This is a genomic window from Arthrobacter alpinus, from assembly GCF_001294625.1.
Classification (GTDB): Bacteria; Actinomycetota; Actinomycetes; order Actinomycetales; family Micrococcaceae; genus Specibacter; species Specibacter alpinus_A.
The window spans coordinates 1070149-1087095 of sequence record NZ_CP012677.1; the positions used below are offsets into that span (position 1 = coordinate 1070149).

The window sequence follows — 16947 nt, forward strand, 5'->3', positions numbered from 1 at the left end:
GGGCTCGCGACCTGCGAGGTCCCACCACCAGTTGCAGATTCGGGGCCTTCACTGAGGTTCCTGGCCCGCGTCGAGACACCCACCCCCTGGTGTTGTCTGCCGACGCGGGCCTATTTCTTTTGTGCCCGTGTATCGTCCGTGATCGAGCGTGGCGGGACCGAATGCGTCGAGATCCGTGGTTGTTGAGACCGAGCCCGTCACGATCCCGGCGGCGGAGCTGACATTCCCTCGGCGACTCTCCGACACGCGACAGCTAGCGGCCTTAGCGTCTCCAAATAAGTCGCCTACGTAAATACCGGCTCCGCCGCCGTTGGTGATGGGGTGTGTCTTTGGTGGTCGAGCATGTCCCGCGGTGATTGAGCCTGGCGGGTTCTGGTGGTCTTGGTTGGTGGGGTTTTGTGTGCGGGGGATGCCGTGGTTGAGGCGGACGGTCCAGGCGCCTTGGTGTGTGAGGGTGTGGTGGGGGCCGCAGAGTGGTGCGGCGTTGTTGATGTTGCTTTCCCCGCCTTCGTACCAGGGGATGATGTGGTGGGCTTCGGTCCAGGTTCCGGGTTTGGTGCAGTCGGGGAAGGTGCAGCCGAGGTCGCGGGCGAGCAGGATTTTGTGTTGTGCGGTGGTGAAGAGGCGTTGGGTGCGGCCGACGTTGAGGATCTCGCTGCCGTCGCCGAGGATGGTGCCGGTGATGTCGGCGTCGCAGAGGGTTTCGGCGAAGGCGGCTAGGGGTTGTGGGCCGCTGTAGGGGGCTAGGGCGATGCCCAGGGGTTCCCCGGCGGTGTTCTTGCGTTCGAGTTCGGTTTGGGTGGTGCTGATGAATACTTGGGGTCTGAGGCCGCCGGTGATCGGGAGTAGGCCGGTGCGGGCGGCGAGTTTGAGGCAGTCGATGAGCCCGTCGAGGAGTTTTTGTCCGTGGGTGCGTCGGTCGGTTACGGCTGGGTCGGTGGAGTGTGGATCGATGGGGTCTAGGCCGGGTAGGTCTTCTTCGCTGCCGGGTTCGGGCACGCTGGTGCCATTGAGTAGGTGTGGCCACGGACGGGCACCACGGTCCTGGGTGGTGTCAGGTCCGCCAGGGTTGTCAGGGCCGCCGCCGTTGTCAGGTCCGCCAGGGTTGTTGGGTGGGTGGTGGGGTGCGTGGATCGTGGACCAGTCCTCGTTGTTATCGATGGTGGGTTCCCACCCGGTGGTGAAGGGCTCCTGACTGCCGGGGCATGCCCATGCCGGGGCCGGGCCCTGCGAGGGTGGCGGCCAGCTCTCCGGGCCCATGCCGCCAACACCACCACCAGCACCACCAGAGTTGCCGGTGCCAGCATCAGCACCAGCGCCGTTGTCTGCGTCTGTGCCCGTGTTTGTGTTGAGGTTGGTGCGGATGAAGTCCGTGATGTCTATTTGTCCCGGTAGTGGCGGTTCCGGGGCGGGTGTGTGGCTGCCTGTGCCACCGCTGGTTCCTGCGGCACCATTGTCGGTTTCTGTGACGTCGTTGGTTCCGTCGGGGTTGATGTTGTTGATGGGTGTGTGTTGGTTGGGGTTGGTGGCGGAGTCGATGCTGGCCAGCATGGTTTCGTATTGCAGGATGGTGAGATGGCCGTCGAAGCCGACCAGTCCGCGGCGGGGGCGGCGGAAGAAGATGCCTTGCTTGGCTAATAGTTCACCCTCGGTGGGGCGTTGCCCGTCGGGGTTTAGCAGGTTCACCGCTTGTAGGCCCAGGGGGCGTAGGAAGTCTGGGGGCTCTACCAGGGCGTAGCTGGTGAGGGTTTCCTCCAGTTCCCGGTCTGTGCCTTCCGGGATCTGGCCGGCTTGGGCTAGGTGGGTGGCTTCGTCGGTGAAGGAAGAGATGATCAGTGCCTGCTCGAGTGAGACGTCTCCGGCAAAGAATGCTGCTGCGAGCACCGGCTGTGTCGGGGCTGTGATGGTGCCGGTCAAACCATCGGTGGCGGGCAGGAGGTGCTCGGCTAGGCGGAGCCGGCGGTGGGCTTCGCCCCGGCCCAGTTTCAAGGAGCTGGTCAGTAGCTCTGCCGGGGTCCGGAAGCCGTCTTTGTCGTACCGGCCGGCCCGGACCCGGTCCGCGAGGTCCGCGGCGGCCTGCACCCCCAGCCCGGCCAGGAGCCGGGAGAGATGTTCGAGGGTTTGTGCCCAGTCCATGGACTCGGTATCGCTGAGCGCACCCAGCTCCAACCCGAACGGGGCCCGCCCGACCCCCGAGGACCCCTCAGCCATGCTGGCAGGAGCGGTGGCGGGGCCGGTGCCTGCAAAGCTCGGGGTGGCCGTTCGGGCTAGGGCCGTGGCAAGGGCCAGTAATTGGTGGATGTGCCCACCAATACCAGTGCCGCTACCTGTGGATCCGGGATACCCCGGCCTCCCTGCCGTTGCTTCCATACCCCTAACTTTACCGGCACCCACCGACACTATTAGAAGATTAATACCAGAAAGTGGACAACTACCCACAATTACTAGCATGTGGAGGAACCACCAAGAAGCCACCTAGGAACCATCAAGGAATGCTGGCAACGGATCAGTCAATCAACAGATCAGCCAGGCCCAAAGACCCCATCCCTGCCTAGGTGACATGCCCGTATCTAGATGACCTTTAGGGTGATGATGCTGCCCTCGGGGGCTTCCCCGCCTTGTGGGTCCTGGAAACGGACGGTGCCAAAGAAGCCGCCCAGGAGGTTCTCCACGGAAACGTTGAAGCCCAGAGCCTTGAGTTCTGCGGTAGCGGCGCCTGCCTGTTTGCCCACCATGTCCGGCACCTTGACCATCTTGGGGCCCTTGGACAGAGTCAGGGTGACTGTGCCGCCAGCTGTGAGATTGCCGGATTCCGGGGTCTGGGAGAGCACGGAGCCGGCAGGCACTGTGGGACTGTTGAGCTGTTCGGGGGCGATGGCCGGCACGAGGCCAAGATCCTTCAGCGCCGTCTTGGCAGCGGCGTCGGTCTTGCCAACCACCGATGGGACAGGGATGGGTGTGGGTCCCTTCGAGACCGCAAGGTTGACCTTGGTCCCGTTGCGGAACTCGGTCCCGGTCGGGGGATCCTGGCTCAGGACGATGCCTGCAGGGACCTTCTCGTCGAAGGCCTCAGCGACGGTGCCAAGGGCCAGATGTGCGTCGGTGAGGGCAGTTGTGGCCTCCGGCAACGGCTTGCCAGCTACCTGGGGAACGTTGTACAGCACTGGTCCCCGTGAGACGTGCATGGTCACGCCGAGAAACCTACGTTGCGACGCACCTGCGGCAGGGTCCGTGTCCACCACCGTTCCCGCGGCAACTAGTTCGTCAAAGACGTCGGTGGTGGGGAGTCGCTCAAAGCCCTGCTCGTTCAGCAGCTTCTGGGCCTGTGTGACGGATTTGTTGTGAACATCGGGCACGGTCGCCAAGGCGCCGGGGCCCAAGGCCAGGAACCAGCCGGCAAATGCTGCGAGTATTCCCAGGACCACCACCACAGCCACCCAGATGATGGCACGTCGTCGGGGATGTCCGGTGCCCAGGGTCTTCGTTGGCTGCGCAGCGGCCTTGGCCCGCGTCTTGGCCTCGGCGCGGGCCTCCCGCTTGGAAAGCGCCTGCCCAGAGGCGGCGTCGTCGGAGTCGTAGTCACCAAAGGCGTCAGGGCCGACGCCGGGCACGGCAGACTCTGTGTCATCCACGTACAGGCGGCTGCTGGCAGGGAGGATACTCGTGGGATAGGTGGGTGCTGTAATGACAGTTGTGGCGCGGGAGTCGCCGGAGATTTCGATGACATCGGTACCAGCAGCTTGGTCCTCTACCCGGCCAAGGGCGGATGTCAGGGCCGCAGTGTCAGCCGCCGCTGACGGGCCAGCGGCAAACTCCGGTGCTGAACTATCCTTCGAGCCGCCAGCGTCAAGCTCCGCGGGTGTCAAGGTTGCCCAAATATGCCTCAAGTCCTCCAGGAGGGACGCCCCGTTGGCTGGCCGATTGTCGGGGTCCTTCTCCGTCATGTAGCGGACCAGTTCGTCCATTTCTGCCGGCAGGCCCGGCACGATGGTGGAGGGCGCCGGAACGGCATCGCGGACATGGGCCATGGCCACAGCGATGGGAACCTGCCCGTGGAAGGGCTGTTCACCTGTCAATAACTCGTAGAGCATGATTCCGGCAGAATATATGTCGCTGCGGGCGTCGCCGCCCTCACCATTGACCAGTTCAGGGGCGATGTACCCGACGGTACCTAGAAGTGTCCCCGTGTTCGTGGTCGTGGTGACGGCTCGTGAGAGGCCAAAATCGCCAATTTTCACCCAGCCGCTGCGGGAAATCAGCACGTTCTCCGGTTTCACGTCCCGATGGACCAGCCCGGCCGCATGGGCAGCCGCGAGTCCCTCCACAATGGGGTCAAGCAGGTCAAGGGCCTGCCGCGGAGTCAGGGCGTGTTCTTTGTTGATGACGTCGCGCAGTGTGTGCCCGTCAATGTATTCCAACACCAGATATGCGTGGGCGGCCCCGGCGCCATGGTCGTGAATCTGCACCACGTGGGGGTGCGACAGGCTGGCGGCACTCCACGCCTCGCGTTGCAACCGCTCGATAAAGGCGTTGTCGGTGGCCAGATGGGGGTGGAGGATTTTTAGCGCGATGTTTCTGTTCAGCCGCACGTCTTTGGCGAGATAGACGGTGGACATGCCACCGCGCGCCACCTTGGAAAGCACCAGGTAGCGGTCATCGATTGTGGACCCGATCAAGGGGTCGTTAGGCACATCTTGCACCATTCAATCCTATTGGGTGAAACGAATGTGAACCGCCAGCAACACTCACCGGCGGTCCACAGTTCCAACAGATGCGCTAGTTTTAGCGGAACGAATTGCGTTTGTTGTTTATGCCGGCGACGTAATTGACGGTGTCGGCAAACATTCCATTGACACTGACGGAGTACTGGCCCTGGTAGTAACCGGCAATGGCCAGGTCTTCGCTGGGGGCGCCCCTGAGCAGTGCCCGGATAATGGCGACACCGGCTGTCACATTGTCTTGGGGCTGGAGCAGGTTCAGTTCGCGGCCCACCAGTCCGGAGGCCCACTCGCCGGCGTCGGGGATAACCTGCATGGTCCCGATGGCGTTGGCGGGGGAGACCGACTGGTGGTTGAAACTGGACTCCTGCTGGGCAATGGCCAGGGCAAGCGAAGGATCCACGCCCATGCTGGCCGCAGTGCTGGCCACCATTTCTTGCATCTGCGCCCGCGTGGGTGCAGGAGCCCCGAGCAGGGCAGCCTTGTTTTGATTCGCGTCCGACACCACCGCGTCCGGGTAGGTGTAGTGCAAGAAGGTGCTGGGGACCTGCTGCTGGGCCGTCAGCTCTGCGGGGTTGGACGGGGCGGGGCTGACCGGGGCGATTGGGGTGATGGAACTGGACGCTGCCGCCACACCTGGAATGGTGAGGGTCTTACCGGCATAGATGGTTGCGTTGACGCCCATGTTGTTGGCGCCTGCTAGGGACTGTAGGTCCACGCCATGCTTGGCGGCAATCGCCGACAGCGTGTCGCCAGCTTCGATGACATAGCCTGCGCCAGAGCTGGCCGGTGCCGACTCCTGCACGGACGACGCCGGGGCAGCGGCTACCGGAAAACCCAAGGAGAGCTGTTCCCCGGGGAAGATCACTGTGTCTGCGCTGATGCCGTTGGCGGCAAGCACGGAGTCAACGGGGAGTGAGTATTGTGCGGCGATGCCTGAGACAGTGTCTCCGGCAACCACCGTATGGCTTTGGGGTGTGGTGAGGCCTTGGACGGCCATGCGGCTGGGGATGGAACCTGCCACCACTGCTGTGGAGATGCCTGGGCTCTTGATGGCCTTTACGGCTGTGGACAGCCCGCCGGGGGTGATCACGGTGGGGAGAATCTTAGATCCTGCGGCAACGGGGGCAGCCTCAACGGGCTGTGCCATTGCCAAAGAGGACAGCATCACCACTGGTATGGCTGCCGTCGCGACGGCAGCCAGTTGCTTGGCGCTGGCCGAGGCCGTACGAGAGTGGCTGGGGGAAGTCATAAGGGCAATCCTCTGGTTTTTGGTGCTGGTGTCGGTGCAGATGTGACTGGTGTTCCTAATGGGACTAATGCGAATTTACACTAGATCTAACTTCTATGTCCTGCTATCTGCAAGTTTTCCGCCCCAATGAACCCTAAACTAGCCATTAGATTGGGACCGCGGCTAAACGCTTTTCAATAATTTAAGAGCGCCAAGAGGGAAGGTTTGGTGTGCACGCTAATGAAGTATGTGGCAACCTATTACATGTGAGTAAAGTTGAAAACGTAGTCAGTGAATGGTTGCCCCTGCCCGATGTTGCCGAAAAGCTAAATATCTCGGTCACCAAAGTGCACGCCCTGGTCAAGGATGGTTCCTTGCTGGCTGCCCGAGTGGGCGAACGTGCCATCCGCGCAGTTCCGGCCGAGTTCTTTATTGAGGACCACATTGTCGAGAGCCTGCGCGGCACCATTTCGGTGCTGCATGACGCCGGGTTTGAGGACGAGGACGCCATCGTCTGGCTCTTCACCCCGGATGAATCCCTCCCCGGCCGCCCCATCGATGCCTTGCACGCCGGCCGCAAGACCGAAATTCGTCGTCGCGCCTCCGCCCTAGGCTGGTAGCAACAACCGACTTTCCTGAACCAAAAAGTCCCCGTAGTGCATCACTGCACTGCGGGGACTTTCCCTTGATGGGAGTGGCCAGGATGTTCCTATGACGCCCGGGACACGGCCGCGTGGCCCAGTGCCGATAACGCTGCGCTGACGTCTGCGGCCAGGGGCAGTTCGGCAAGGGCGGCAAAAGCCGTGGCGCTGAGAACAGAGATCATTGCCTCGGTACCTGCCAGGGCCTGGGAATCTACCATGATGGCACAAAGCCTACCGATCTGTTCCGCAGTCAGGTCCTGACGTCCCAGATGTGAGTCCACAAACTTCCTGTCGGCGTCGTTGGCGGCGTCAATGGTCAGCCCCACCAATACGGTCCGCTTACCTTCTCGCAGGTCGTCACCGGCAGGCTTGCCCGTCTGGGCAGGGTCACCAAAAACGCCAAGGACGTCGTCGCGCAGCTGGAACGCTTCGCCCAAGGGCAAAGCAAATTCGCTGTAGCCGGCCAGGAGTTTCGCGCTGCCACCGGCCAAAGCCCCACCCAACACCAAGGGATGCTCGGAAGAATATTTGGCACTCTTGTAGCGGATAATCGCAGAGGCCCTTGAGACTGCGGTGTTGTGTGGTTTGGACGGGCCGGAAACTTCTTCCAAAATATCCAGATACTGCCCGGCCATGACTTCTGCGCGCATCAAGTTAAAGACAGCCCTCGCCCGGCTGCCAGCCTCGGCGCCAATGGACGCAAACATTTCTTCGCTAAAGGACAAGCACAAATCACCTGTGAGGATGGCAGCAGCGTGACCAAACCGTTCCTCGTCCAGGGCCCAGCGCCGCTCGGCATGCAAGGTGGCAAAGGCGCGGTGCACACTGGGTCCACCGCGACGGGTGTCGGAACGGTCGATGATGTCATCGTGGATCAGGGCTGCACCCTGAAACAGTTCAAGCGCAGCACCGGCCATGACAACCTCGGCGGCATCAGGTGCGCCGCCGGCCCCACGCCAACCCCAGTAACACAGCAGGGCGCGCATGCGCTTTCCGCCGGTAACCAGGGTCTTGATGGAATCCACCAAGACCAGCGTATCGGCTGAGATGCTTGCCAGCAGGGCGCCCTTTTCTGATAGGAAGACACCGAGCTGATCGGATACAGCCGCGACAAAAGCGTCTTGTTCCAGGGCAATCGAGTTTTCCGTCGCGGCGGCTGAAGCGGTCATGCTGGGTGAGTCCTTGCTTTGGGGAATAATATGGGGAATGAGTGTTTGTGGCGGTGTCGCCACGGGACGGGCAGGCCGACACGAAATACGCAATCATCGCAATCGTAGGACCTGGGAAGGGGCAGAAGAACCTTATTTCAGTGACGTCGGTAAAACATTGGCCCCAATGGTGAAGGTGGCGGTTTGGTCGGTTTGGACCACCGAGACAGTGATAACTTCCGCACCGTCGGCGCGCACAAAGGTTTTCAACGGGACGCCTTCAACCTCATCCCCGGGCTGAGCCGCAAAACCCTGGTCGGTGAAAACCTTGGTGTAGTAAGTCAGCACATCCGCTGCGGGGGCGGTAACAGTGGCTGTCAGTGACGCCACGGCGAGCGGGGTGGAGTGCTGCAGGCTTGAGCTGGCCACTGCGGCGCCTGGCATCAACGGAATGAGCTGGCTTGGGAATCCGTCAACCAATTTCTTGACCGCAGAATCTCCTGTTGGCGCCGGACTTGCCGTCGAGGGAGAGGGAGAGGCGCTGGAACTGGAGCTGCTGGGCGTGGACGCGGATGTCGACGCAGACGTCGAACTAGTGGCAGGCGCTGATGCGCCGGAACAACCTGCGAGGAGGACCACTGCGGCCAGGGCCGTTGCCACTGGAACGTAGGCCCGTTGGGAAAGCAAAGCCTTGGGGCTGCGCAAGCGGTGCAAAGTGGAACTGATCATCACGATTTCCTTAGCTGCCGGTGGCTGTGCAATGGATCCACACCAGTTTACCCATGGGGGCTGTGGATTTTTGCGGATGCACGTTCGGTGACCGCATTCTAGGATCCTGAAACTAGACTTGGATTGTGGAGCAACAACCTCGGCGGCTATCGGTGCGCCCCAACCGGCAGGGGCCAAACGGCACCCACGTCAGTCGTGCCCTGGAACCGTCCGGGAGGGTACTGGACCAATCCGGCTGCACAATTTTGCATGTCGATATGGACGCGTTCTTTGTCGCCGTCGAACTACGCCATCGACCAGAGCTCCACGGCAAAGCGGTCATCGTCGGATTCCCTGAAGGACGCTCGGTTGTTTTGTCGGCTTCCTATGAGGCCAGGGCTTTTGGCGTGCGTTCGGCCATGCCCATGGCGACCGCCATGCGGATGGCGCCGGCCGCCGTCGTTATTGAGCCGCGGCACGATCAGTACCGTAAAGTCTCCGCAGGCCTCATGGCGTTGTTCAACTCGATCACCGACAAGGTGGAACCCCTCAGTGTCGATGAGGCATTTTTGGATGTCAGCGGGGCCATCCGACGGTTGGGCGCGCCCTTGGAGATTGGTGCACTGGTGCGCAGGCGGGTGGAGGCGGAACTGGGCATCACAGCCTCTGTGGGGATCGCCGCCTCCAAATTCGTGGCGAAGATCGCTTCCACCCGTTGCAAGCCCAACGGCATGATGCTCATTGAAAAGGACAGGACAGTTGAGTACTTGCACACACTTCCTGTGCAGGCCCTGTGGGGAGTGGGTGCCAAGACACTAGAGGTCCTGCAACGTCTGGGAATTTTCACCGTCGCCGATGTCGCCGCCACTCCCGTCACCGTCCTGACGAAGACCCTCGGGGCCAGTGGGCGGGCGCTGCACGAGCTGTCCTGGGGGATTGATCCGCGTCCTGTCACTGTGGTGCGCGTGGAGAAGAGCATTGGTGCTGAAGAGACCTTTGCGGTTGACACGTTCGACGACGAGGTCCTCACCCGTGAGCTGTTGCGGCTTTCACACCGGGTGGCCGGCAGATTGCGGGAGGCTCAGCTGGCCGGGCGGACGCTTGCCTTAAAAATCAAGTATTCAGATTTCTCCACCATCAGCCGTTCCAAGTCTATGGCTGCCGGCATGGATAGTGCTGGCCAAATTTACGCGGGGGCAGTGGGTTTGCTAAGAGCCTTGGGTGCCCGGCCCCAAAGCGTGCGGCTGATAGGCGTGCGCATTGAGGCGTTGGAGTCCATCGATTCGGCTCCCCTCCAATTCACCCTTGACCGCCGTGACGACAATGGGCGCAGTGCAGAAGTGGTGGGGGATGCCATCGCAGCAAAGTTTGGTGCGGCCAAAATCGTGCCGGCCCGTTTGCTTCGTTCCACGTCAAAACACGTGGAGCCAGACGCTGGCGGTCCATCGGGGAACGGTTAGCTTCAAGGAGATTTTTCGGACCGATTGGCTTAATTTTCGGATCATTTGAGCGCGGTGCCGACAAGGAGTTGCCCACGGGTTTCAGTTCAGCAAAATCAAGCCTATTGTTAGTAGTAAGGAGTTCTCTCGCAGTGACTTCAGATTTACGCGGTACCCACCTTGAGACTGCTGTTAACGGGAGTTTTCCAGCTCTGGGAACTAACGTAGGTGTTGTAGTCGTTAACGAGTTAAGACGCCCGTGGCCCTGACCTGAAGGAGGTCGTCATGCCCCTCTCCGAGCACGAGCAAAGATTGCTCGACCAGCTGGAAGCGCAGTTGCATGCCGAAGATCCAAAATTTGCCAATGCGTTGGCCTCGGATCCGGTACGTTCCCTATCCACCCGCCGTATTGTGATTGGTATTTTGGTTGTCATTGCCGGCCTGATGGTTTTGTTGGGGGGGGTTGCAACCAAACTGATCATCATCGGGATTCTTGGCTTCCTCATCATGGGTGCTGGCGTGTACTTGGCCATGTTGCGGCCAAAATTCAGTAAACGCCCCGCCGCTGAAACCAAAACTGGTTCGAAGCAAAAGAGCGGTTTCATGAACGGCCTTGAAGAGCGTTGGGAAGAGCGCCGCCACGGACAATAGCCATCGCGAACCTCAATAGACTGCCTAGGGGTTCTTTGCCTGCCACATGAGTCACCTGTGTGGAACAGGGATACCTTAGCGCAGGTGGCCGGGGTGACCGTTGCGGCATCCAATAGCCATTGGCACGAAGCGAAGGTCCACATTGTGGGCCTTTTTCGTGTTTAAGGTGGTGCCCGGCGTTCATGACGTTTCCCTCCGCCCGGGCTCCACTTCCCACCACACGCGTTCCTGATTGATCCCTGGCTAGGGCGGATTCGCGCTGATTCCGGCCAGCCAGGGCTGCGGCCCGCGGCCCGGACACACTCAATCGTGCCAAATCTGTATCCAGCAAAGAATTTCCCTCCACCGGGAAAATCCAGTAATACAAAGGCCTGCCGAACGACACGCCAGCAGTATTCGGCCCTCAGGCGTTGACGGTGGAGGATTGTGGAGTAATGTGGAGCGCGTAAGAGGGAAATGGTCACGGGGAGTTCAATAGGCCCCGATGTTGAAGGTGGTGGGGATGTTCCTTGGAACACATTCGCCACGCCTTGACGAAAAAGGCCGCATCATCCTTCCTGCCAAGTTCCGGGAGGAACTAGCTGGTGGACTGGTCCTTACCAAAGGGCAGGAAAACTGCATCTACGTGTTTAGTGCACGGGAGTTTGAGAAGGTCCACGCGGACATGGTCGGCGCGCCAATGCAAAACAGGCAAGCCCGCGACTACAACCGTGTTTTCCTTTCCGGCGCCTCTGACGAGGTGCCTGACAAACAAGGGCGCGTGACCATCCCTGCGACTTTGCGCAGCTACGCCGGCCTGGACCGGGAGCTGGTTGTTATTGGGGCAGGGAACCGGGCCGAGATATGGAATGCCCAGTCATGGGAGACGTACTTGCAAGAACAGGAGAAAGCGTTCTCAGAAATTGATGAGGACGCCGTCCCTGGAAACACGAAGTAGGCACCGCCACTGGACACGCACGTTTCCAGTGAGGGGCCAGTACCAAGGATTGCTCTTAGATGAGATCTCCAGCCGCCCAGCAATGACCAACCTGGCTCACTTCCCCGGAGCCAGGCGGGACAGAGCTCGGCGCGGAGGGGGATCTGGTCCAAGAGCAGCAGTCCTTCGTGAAGTTGCGCTGATCGAATACCAACAATGCACCAAACCACTAGTACCTAACTGAGCAGGAGGCGTGATGACGTCGGAGAACCCCACGCCACCCACCTCCGCCCGCCACACACCAGTTCTCAAGGACCGCTGCATCAACCTCCTGGCCCCCGCCTTTGAGGTGGCTCGCCAAGCCGGACGCGTACCCGTCGTCATCGATGCCACGTTGGGCATGGGAGGCCACAGTGAGGCCATGCTGGAGCGATTCGCGGATCTTCACCTCATCGGGATTGACCGCGACACTGAGGCGCTTGGCCTGGCAGGAGAACGGTTGGCGCCCTACACCAGCCGCACCGATCTTGTGCACGCAATCTACGACGAAATTCCGAGCATTCTTGACGATCTCGGTCTGGGGGGAGTCGACGGCGTCCTGATGGACCTGGGTGTGTCATCCCTGCAGTTGGACGAGCGTGAGCGCGGCTTTGCGTACTCCTTTGACGCACCCCTGGACATGCGCATGGACACCAGCCGCGGTCCCACAGCCGCGGACATCGTGAACACGTACTCGGAAGAGGACCTGGTGCGGATCATCCGCAAATGGGGTGAGGAGAAGTTTGCCGGCCGCATTGCCAACCACATCGTCGCAGCCCGGGACCGCCAACCGCTCACCCACACGGGGGAACTGGTGGACATCATTCGCAAGGTGGTGCCAGCGGGCGCTGCGAGGACCGGTGGGCATCCCGCCAAGAGGACCTTCCAGGCCCTGCGGATCGAAGTCAACGAGGAACTCAGCGTCCTGGAACGGGCTGTTCCTGCCGCCGTCGACGCCCTAGTCCTGCACGGGCGTGCGGTTGTCATGTCCTATCACTCGCTGGAAGACAAAATTGTGAAGGCCGTCTTTGCGGCTGGGTCGCGTTCATCGGCCCCTGCAGGTTTCCCCGTGGAGCTCGAAGAGCACAAGGCGACCCTTAAACGTTTGACCAAGGGAACCGAAATTCCCACCGACGAAGAAATTGCAGAAAACCCCAGGGCGGCATCGGCGCGGCTGCGGGCAGTGGAAAAAGTGAAGGTCAGGAGCCAGTCATGAATCAACGTGCGTCCGGCATTGCCCCGGCAACCGTGGGCAACAACGCCCGTGCACTTGAGCTGTCGACGGCCGGGCCCGGCTTTGACACTGGCTTGCCGCTGCCCGTCAAGGAAAGGAAATCTTCCCGGCCCCCCCTGGCACTGGTTGTTTTCACCCCCAACAAGAACAGGACCCCCCTGGTGGTGGCCTTGTTTCTGCTGTTGGTGGGTGCACTTGCTGCGGTTCTGATCATGAGCGTCTCCGTCTCCCAGGGCCAATACGAGCTGGTTGACCTCAAAGCAGCCCAAAGCGAGCTGGCAAACGTGAACCAGGCCCATGAACTTGAACTTGTGGGAAACCAGGCGCCACAAAACCTGGTGTCACGGGCTGTTGCCATGGGCATGGTGCCGGCAGGCAGCACGGGGCAGATCGACGTGCGCACGCAGAAGGTGACCGGCAATCCGACGCCGGCCCTTGCCGACACCAAGGGACTTGTCACGATCCCACCAGCAGTGGTGAACAAACCTCGCGAGGTCCCGGTGGAGAGCCCGGCGGCGGCTGCGGCCAAGGCGGAGCCTGCGCCATCAGCGTCAACGACGGCTCCGGTGGAGGTCCCGGTGGTTGTTGCACCGGATCTCAACGGGGGCACCATCCCGGCACCAGAGCAAAAAGAGAACTAGAGAATGAACAATGTGGGAGCCATTTTTGCTTCGGCCCACGCACGCGGTACAAGGTAAGGACAGGCAGTGGCACAAGACTTCACCAAGGCGGCCGCAGCAACTGCGCTGCGGCTGAACAGACTTGGGCGCGGACGGATGCGTATCGGCTTTGTCGTGATGCTCGCGTTCCTGCTCGTCATTGCGGGAAAACTGGTCATGATTCAGGGCTTGGACGTTGGCAACATGGCAGAAGCTGCCGAGTCCCAACGAACAGTTGTGCAAAAATTACCAGCGGTCCGAGGGAAGATTGTCGACGCAGATGGCAACGTCATGGCTGAAAGCATCCTGCGCTATGACATCACCGTCTCGCAGATCAACAACGCGATGCCCAAATACAAGCATAGAAACGAAACGACGGGCGAGATGGAGACCTTCACCCGCGATGAGGGCCTGCAGAAGGTGGCCACTGTCTTAGGGCTGCCCCTTGAGGAAGTGAAGAAGAACGCCACAGGAACCAAGGACTTCAACTACATCCTCCGTGATGTGAGCCCGGCCGTTGAAAGGCAGGTGGTGGCCCTGGGGGTGCCCGGCATCTATTCGGAGGCCGTCACCAAACGCGTGTACCCCATGGGTGTGGTGGGCGGACCGATCGTGGGATTCCTTGGCGCCGACGGCAAGCCGCTTGCAGGCATCGAGCAGACGATGGACGCCCAGCTCACTGGCACCGACGGAACCCGCACCTTCCAAGCGGGCAAGAACGGCATCATTATTCCCACCGCACCGGTGAAGACCGTGCCCGCGGTGGACGGACAAACCGTCAAGCTGACCGTCAATCAGGACATCCAGTACTACGCCCAGCAAGCAGCCCAGCAACAAAAGCAGCAATACAGTGCCCAATGGGCCAGTATCACCGTTGTGGAAGCAAAGACCGGGAAGGTCATTGCGCTGGCCGACACCGATGCCTACGACCCCAACGATCCGGGCACCTCGGATCCCAACGACATCGGCTCGCGCACTGTCAGCTCCGTGGTGGAGCCAGGATCCACGGACAAGGTCATCACAGCCTCAGCCGTGGTCCAGGAAGGGCTGGCCACACCCCTGAGCGAATTCCTGGTCCCTCCCACCCTGACCATCGGCGGGCAGACGTTCTCTGACGCGTTCGTTCACGGGACCGAGCAGCGCACCTTGGCGGGGATTATCGCCGACTCCATGAACACCGGAACCGTCATGGCCGGCTCCAAGTTGTCCCCGGAGCAGCGCTACGACTACCTGCGCAAGTTCGGTGTGGGGCAAAAGAGCGGGATTGAATTGCCCGGCGAAAGCCCTGGCATTCTCGCCGACTGGCAAAAGTGGGATGGTCGCCAGCAATATTCCGTCCTGTTCGGGCAAGGTGTGGCCCAAACGCCCCTACAAACCGCCTATGTGTTCCAGACCGTGGCCAACAACGGTGTCAGGCTGGCGCCGCAAATTGTGGACTCGTTCACGGCCGCCAACGGTGCCGTGACCCAGGTCCCACAGGCGCCGGGGGTAACAGCCGTCAGCCCCGCCACCGCACAGTCTGCCCGCGATATGCTGGAAGGGGTGGTCACTATGGCCGACTACAAGGTGGTTGGCATCCCGGGCTACCGTGTTGGCGGCAAGACCGGCACCGCGGAAGCCCCCGCCGACAACGGTGCCGGCTTTGACGGCTACACGTCGTCGTTCATTGGTATGGCGCCCATGGACGATCCGAAGTATGTTGTGGCAATCACTGTCCAACGTCCCCAGGGCGATATTTACGGCATCACTCAAGGCGTTACGTTTAACCAGGTCATGGGTCAGGTTCTTCGCACCTTCGACGTCCCGCCATCCACGACCCCGCCCGTCATGCTGCCAAAGTTTTACAAATAAAGACCCGGGCCGACTATTTACATGAAAGAAATGACTTCAGTGGAACAGCCACCGCACGGCTCCGAATCAGTGTCCCCGGCAGAAATGGCGCCGCGTCCCACCCGGCACAACCCTGTCGCGTTGGATCAAATTGTGGCGCTGTCCGGCGCTACCATGGCAGGCGCGGCCGTGAATCACAAAGTCAGTGGTGTCAGCCTGGATTCGCGGACCATAGTTGCCGGAGACTTATACATAGCCCTCCCCGGCGCCCACACCCATGGCGCCCGTTTTGCTCACGCGGCAGTTGCCGCAGGGGCGGTTGCGGTGTTAACGGACGACGCCGGCGCGCAACTTTTGGCTGGCAGCTTCCCCGTGCCCGTGCTCAGCTGCGAAAACCCGCGGGTAGTTACCGGCGCTGTTGCCTCCTTGGTCTATGGCACCGCAAGGATCACCATGCCCTTGTTCGCCGTGACGGGAACCAACGGAAAGACAACCACCACGTATTTCCTGAATTCCCTGATGCAGGCCATGGGCAAGACCACCGGGTTGATAGGCACCATTGAAATCCTGGCTGGCGATGAGCCGATCCCCAGCAAACTCACCACCCCCGAATCCACCGATGTCCACGCCTTGCTGGCGCTGATGGCTGAACGCGGTCTGGCTGCTGCCTCAATGGAAGTCTCCTCCCATGCACTGGCCTTCGGCAGGGTTGACTCGGTGCTTTTTGACATTGCCGGATTCACCAACCTGACACAGGACCACCTAGACCTGCACGGCGGCATGCAGGGCTACTATGCGACAAAAGCCCAACTGTTCACCCCCCAGCGGGCGAAACGGGCGGTGGTCACGGTCGATGACGAATGGGGCAGGAAGCTGGCGGCAGAGGCAACGACGCCCACCGTCACCTTGTCTACCCGCCCTTCTCCAACGCCCCCGGAGGAACCAGGCATTGAGCCCATTGCGGCTGTGCACTGGCAAGTTGCGGGGATACAAAGAGCCGGTATTGGTTCACGCTTTGATCTTCACGGCCCGCAAGGCGCGCTCTTGCGGGTTCATACCGGGCTGCCTGGTGACTTCAACGTCTCCAACGCCGCCTTGGCCACCGTCATGGTTGCCGAGCAAGCATTTTTGACTGCTGACCGTCACGAGGTTCTGGCTTCCCTGCAACAGATTCTGGACACCCACGACCCTTTCACAGTTGACGTTCCGGGGCGCATGCAGCTGGTGGGCACAGCACCGGTATCCATTGTCGACTTTGCCCACAACCCTGATGCTTTGGCGCGTGCCCTGGCGGCCGTTCGTTCCGAGGAACCCGGATCCAAGGTCATTGTGGTCTTTGGTGCCACCGGTGACCGGGATGCCACCAAACGTCCCGTCATGGGTGCGATAGCCGCTCAGGGAGCCGATGTAATAATTGTCACCGACGACGACCCTCACAATGAGGACCCGGCAGCCATCAGGGCCGACGTTTTGGCAGGTGCCGTTGAGGCCAACGAGCGCGGAGGTTTGGGGCGCGTCATTGAGGAGTTTGACCTGCGTGCCAACGCCATCGTGCGGGCCGTCGAGCTTGCCTGGCACACCGACACGATTCTGGTCGCCGGTCGCGGCCATGAAGTCTACCAAGAGGTCATGGGGGTCAACGTCGCCCTGGACGACAGGGAAGAGCTGCGCAGTGCCCTGAAGCGCTTTGGATTCCCCGTAGCTTCCGCGAGCAGGATAGAGTCTTAACC

Annotated in this window: 14 protein-coding genes; 9 read left to right on the plus strand and 5 right to left on the minus strand. The window is 61.1% G+C overall.

The features are described 5' to 3' along the window. Positions 1 to 48: 48 nt before the first annotated feature. From AOC05_RS04630 to AOC05_RS04640, 3 genes are all read right to left on the minus strand, one after another. Complete coding sequence (locus AOC05_RS04630) at positions 49 to 2370, minus strand: HNH endonuclease signature motif containing protein (protein ID WP_062006047.1); 2322 nt, start codon at positions 2368 to 2370, stop codon at positions 49 to 51. A 200-nt stretch (positions 2371 to 2570) separates the two neighbouring features. Beyond that, positions 2571 to 4691: a Stk1 family PASTA domain-containing Ser/Thr kinase gene (locus AOC05_RS04635; RefSeq protein WP_315899871.1), complete on the minus strand. Its 2121-nt coding sequence runs from the start codon at positions 4689 to 4691 to the stop codon at positions 2571 to 2573. Positions 4692 to 4782: 91 nt separating this feature from the next. Then, on the minus strand, positions 4783 to 5970 hold the full coding sequence (locus tag AOC05_RS04640) for a LysM peptidoglycan-binding domain-containing protein (protein WP_062006052.1): 1188 nt from the start codon (positions 5968 to 5970) through the stop codon (positions 4783 to 4785). 245 nt (positions 5971 to 6215) lie between these two features. On the opposite strand from AOC05_RS04640, the gene AOC05_RS04645 reads away from it, so the two are divergent. Then, positions 6216 to 6569, plus strand: coding sequence for an Rv2175c family DNA-binding protein (locus tag AOC05_RS04645; protein WP_062006054.1), 354 nt, complete (start codon positions 6216 to 6218; stop codon positions 6567 to 6569). An 89-nt stretch (positions 6570 to 6658) separates the two neighbouring features. Here AOC05_RS04645 and AOC05_RS04650 read toward each other — a convergent pair whose 3' ends face one another. Together AOC05_RS04650 and AOC05_RS20010 are read right to left on the minus strand one after the other, a co-directional pair. Beyond that, positions 6659 to 7762 carry a polyprenyl synthetase family protein gene (locus AOC05_RS04650; RefSeq protein ID WP_062006056.1) on the minus strand — a complete coding sequence of 368 codons (1104 nt, stop codon included), beginning with the start codon at positions 7760 to 7762 and terminating at the stop codon, positions 6659 to 6661. A 132-nt stretch (positions 7763 to 7894) separates the two neighbouring features. After that, the gene (locus tag AOC05_RS20010; protein WP_230085585.1) at positions 7895 to 8170 is read right to left on the minus strand and encodes a hypothetical protein; all 276 of its coding nucleotides are present in this window, start codon (positions 8168 to 8170) and stop codon (positions 7895 to 7897) included. A 22-nt stretch (positions 8171 to 8192) separates the two neighbouring features. Here AOC05_RS20010 and AOC05_RS20015 point away from each other — a divergent pair, with 22 nt between their 5' ends. The 8 genes from AOC05_RS20015 to AOC05_RS04695 all read left to right on the plus strand — a co-directional run bounded on the left by AOC05_RS20015 (position 8193) and on the right by AOC05_RS04695 (position 16945). Continuing rightward, positions 8193 to 8411 (plus strand): hypothetical protein, encoded by a 219-nt coding sequence (locus tag AOC05_RS20015; RefSeq protein WP_062006060.1) that lies wholly within the window; start codon positions 8193 to 8195, stop codon positions 8409 to 8411. Between the two features lie 316 nt (positions 8412 to 8727). Beyond that, positions 8728 to 9909 (plus strand): DNA polymerase IV, encoded by a 1182-nt coding sequence (dinB, locus tag AOC05_RS04665; RefSeq protein WP_082357772.1) that lies wholly within the window; start codon positions 8728 to 8730, stop codon positions 9907 to 9909. 264 nt (positions 9910 to 10173) lie between these two features. Then, entirely contained in the window at positions 10174 to 10539 is a 366-nt protein-coding gene (locus AOC05_RS04670) for a DUF3040 domain-containing protein (protein ID WP_062006062.1), read from the plus strand. A 502-nt stretch (positions 10540 to 11041) separates the two neighbouring features. After that, positions 11042 to 11476 carry a division/cell wall cluster transcriptional repressor MraZ gene (mraZ, locus tag AOC05_RS04675; protein ID WP_062009387.1) on the plus strand — a complete coding sequence of 145 codons (435 nt, stop codon included), beginning with the start codon at positions 11042 to 11044 and terminating at the stop codon, positions 11474 to 11476. A 235-nt stretch (positions 11477 to 11711) separates the two neighbouring features. Then, positions 11712 to 12710, plus strand: a complete 999-nt coding sequence (rsmH, locus tag AOC05_RS04680; protein WP_062006064.1) for a 16S rRNA (cytosine(1402)-N(4))-methyltransferase RsmH — start codon at positions 11712 to 11714, stop codon at positions 12708 to 12710. Further along, on the plus strand, positions 12707 to 13369 hold the full coding sequence (locus AOC05_RS04685) for a hypothetical protein (RefSeq protein ID WP_062006066.1): 663 nt from the start codon (positions 12707 to 12709) through the stop codon (positions 13367 to 13369). Before rsmH ends, AOC05_RS04685 begins: the two co-directional genes overlap by 4 nt. Positions 13370 to 13435: 66 nt before the next feature. Next, positions 13436 to 15238 carry a penicillin-binding protein 2 gene (locus tag AOC05_RS04690; protein WP_315899872.1) on the plus strand — a complete coding sequence of 601 codons (1803 nt, stop codon included), beginning with the start codon at positions 13436 to 13438 and terminating at the stop codon, positions 15236 to 15238. A gap of 30 nt (positions 15239 to 15268) precedes the next feature. Further along, complete coding sequence (locus AOC05_RS04695) at positions 15269 to 16945, plus strand: UDP-N-acetylmuramoyl-L-alanyl-D-glutamate--2,6-diaminopimelate ligase (protein WP_082357773.1); 1677 nt, start codon at positions 15269 to 15271, stop codon at positions 16943 to 16945. The last annotated feature ends 2 nt before the right edge of the window (positions 16946 to 16947 follow it).

Coding starts and splice junctions, on each gene's coding strand:
- mraZ (WP_062009387.1), top strand. CDS start 11,042: ATGTTCCTTGGAACACATTCGCCACGCCTTGACGAAAAAGGCCGCATC.
- AOC05_RS04670 (WP_062006062.1), top strand. CDS start 10,174: ATGCCCCTCTCCGAGCACGAGCAAAGATTGCTCGACCAGCTGGAAGCG.
- AOC05_RS04695 (WP_082357773.1), top strand. CDS start 15,269: ATGACTTCAGTGGAACAGCCACCGCACGGCTCCGAATCAGTGTCCCCG.
- AOC05_RS04685 (WP_062006066.1), top strand. CDS start 12,707: ATGAATCAACGTGCGTCCGGCATTGCCCCGGCAACCGTGGGCAACAAC.
- AOC05_RS04630 (WP_062006047.1), bottom strand. CDS start 2,370: ATGGAAGCAACGGCAGGGAGGCCGGGGTATCCCGGATCCACAGGTAGC.
- rsmH (WP_062006064.1), top strand. CDS start 11,712: ATGACGTCGGAGAACCCCACGCCACCCACCTCCGCCCGCCACACACCA.
- AOC05_RS04650 (WP_062006056.1), bottom strand. CDS start 7,762: ATGACCGCTTCAGCCGCCGCGACGGAAAACTCGATTGCCCTGGAACAA.
- dinB (WP_082357772.1), top strand. CDS start 8,728: ATGGACGCGTTCTTTGTCGCCGTCGAACTACGCCATCGACCAGAGCTC.
- AOC05_RS20015 (WP_062006060.1), top strand. CDS start 8,193: ATGAGCTGGCTTGGGAATCCGTCAACCAATTTCTTGACCGCAGAATCT.
- AOC05_RS04640 (WP_062006052.1), bottom strand. CDS start 5,970: ATGACTTCCCCCAGCCACTCTCGTACGGCCTCGGCCAGCGCCAAGCAA.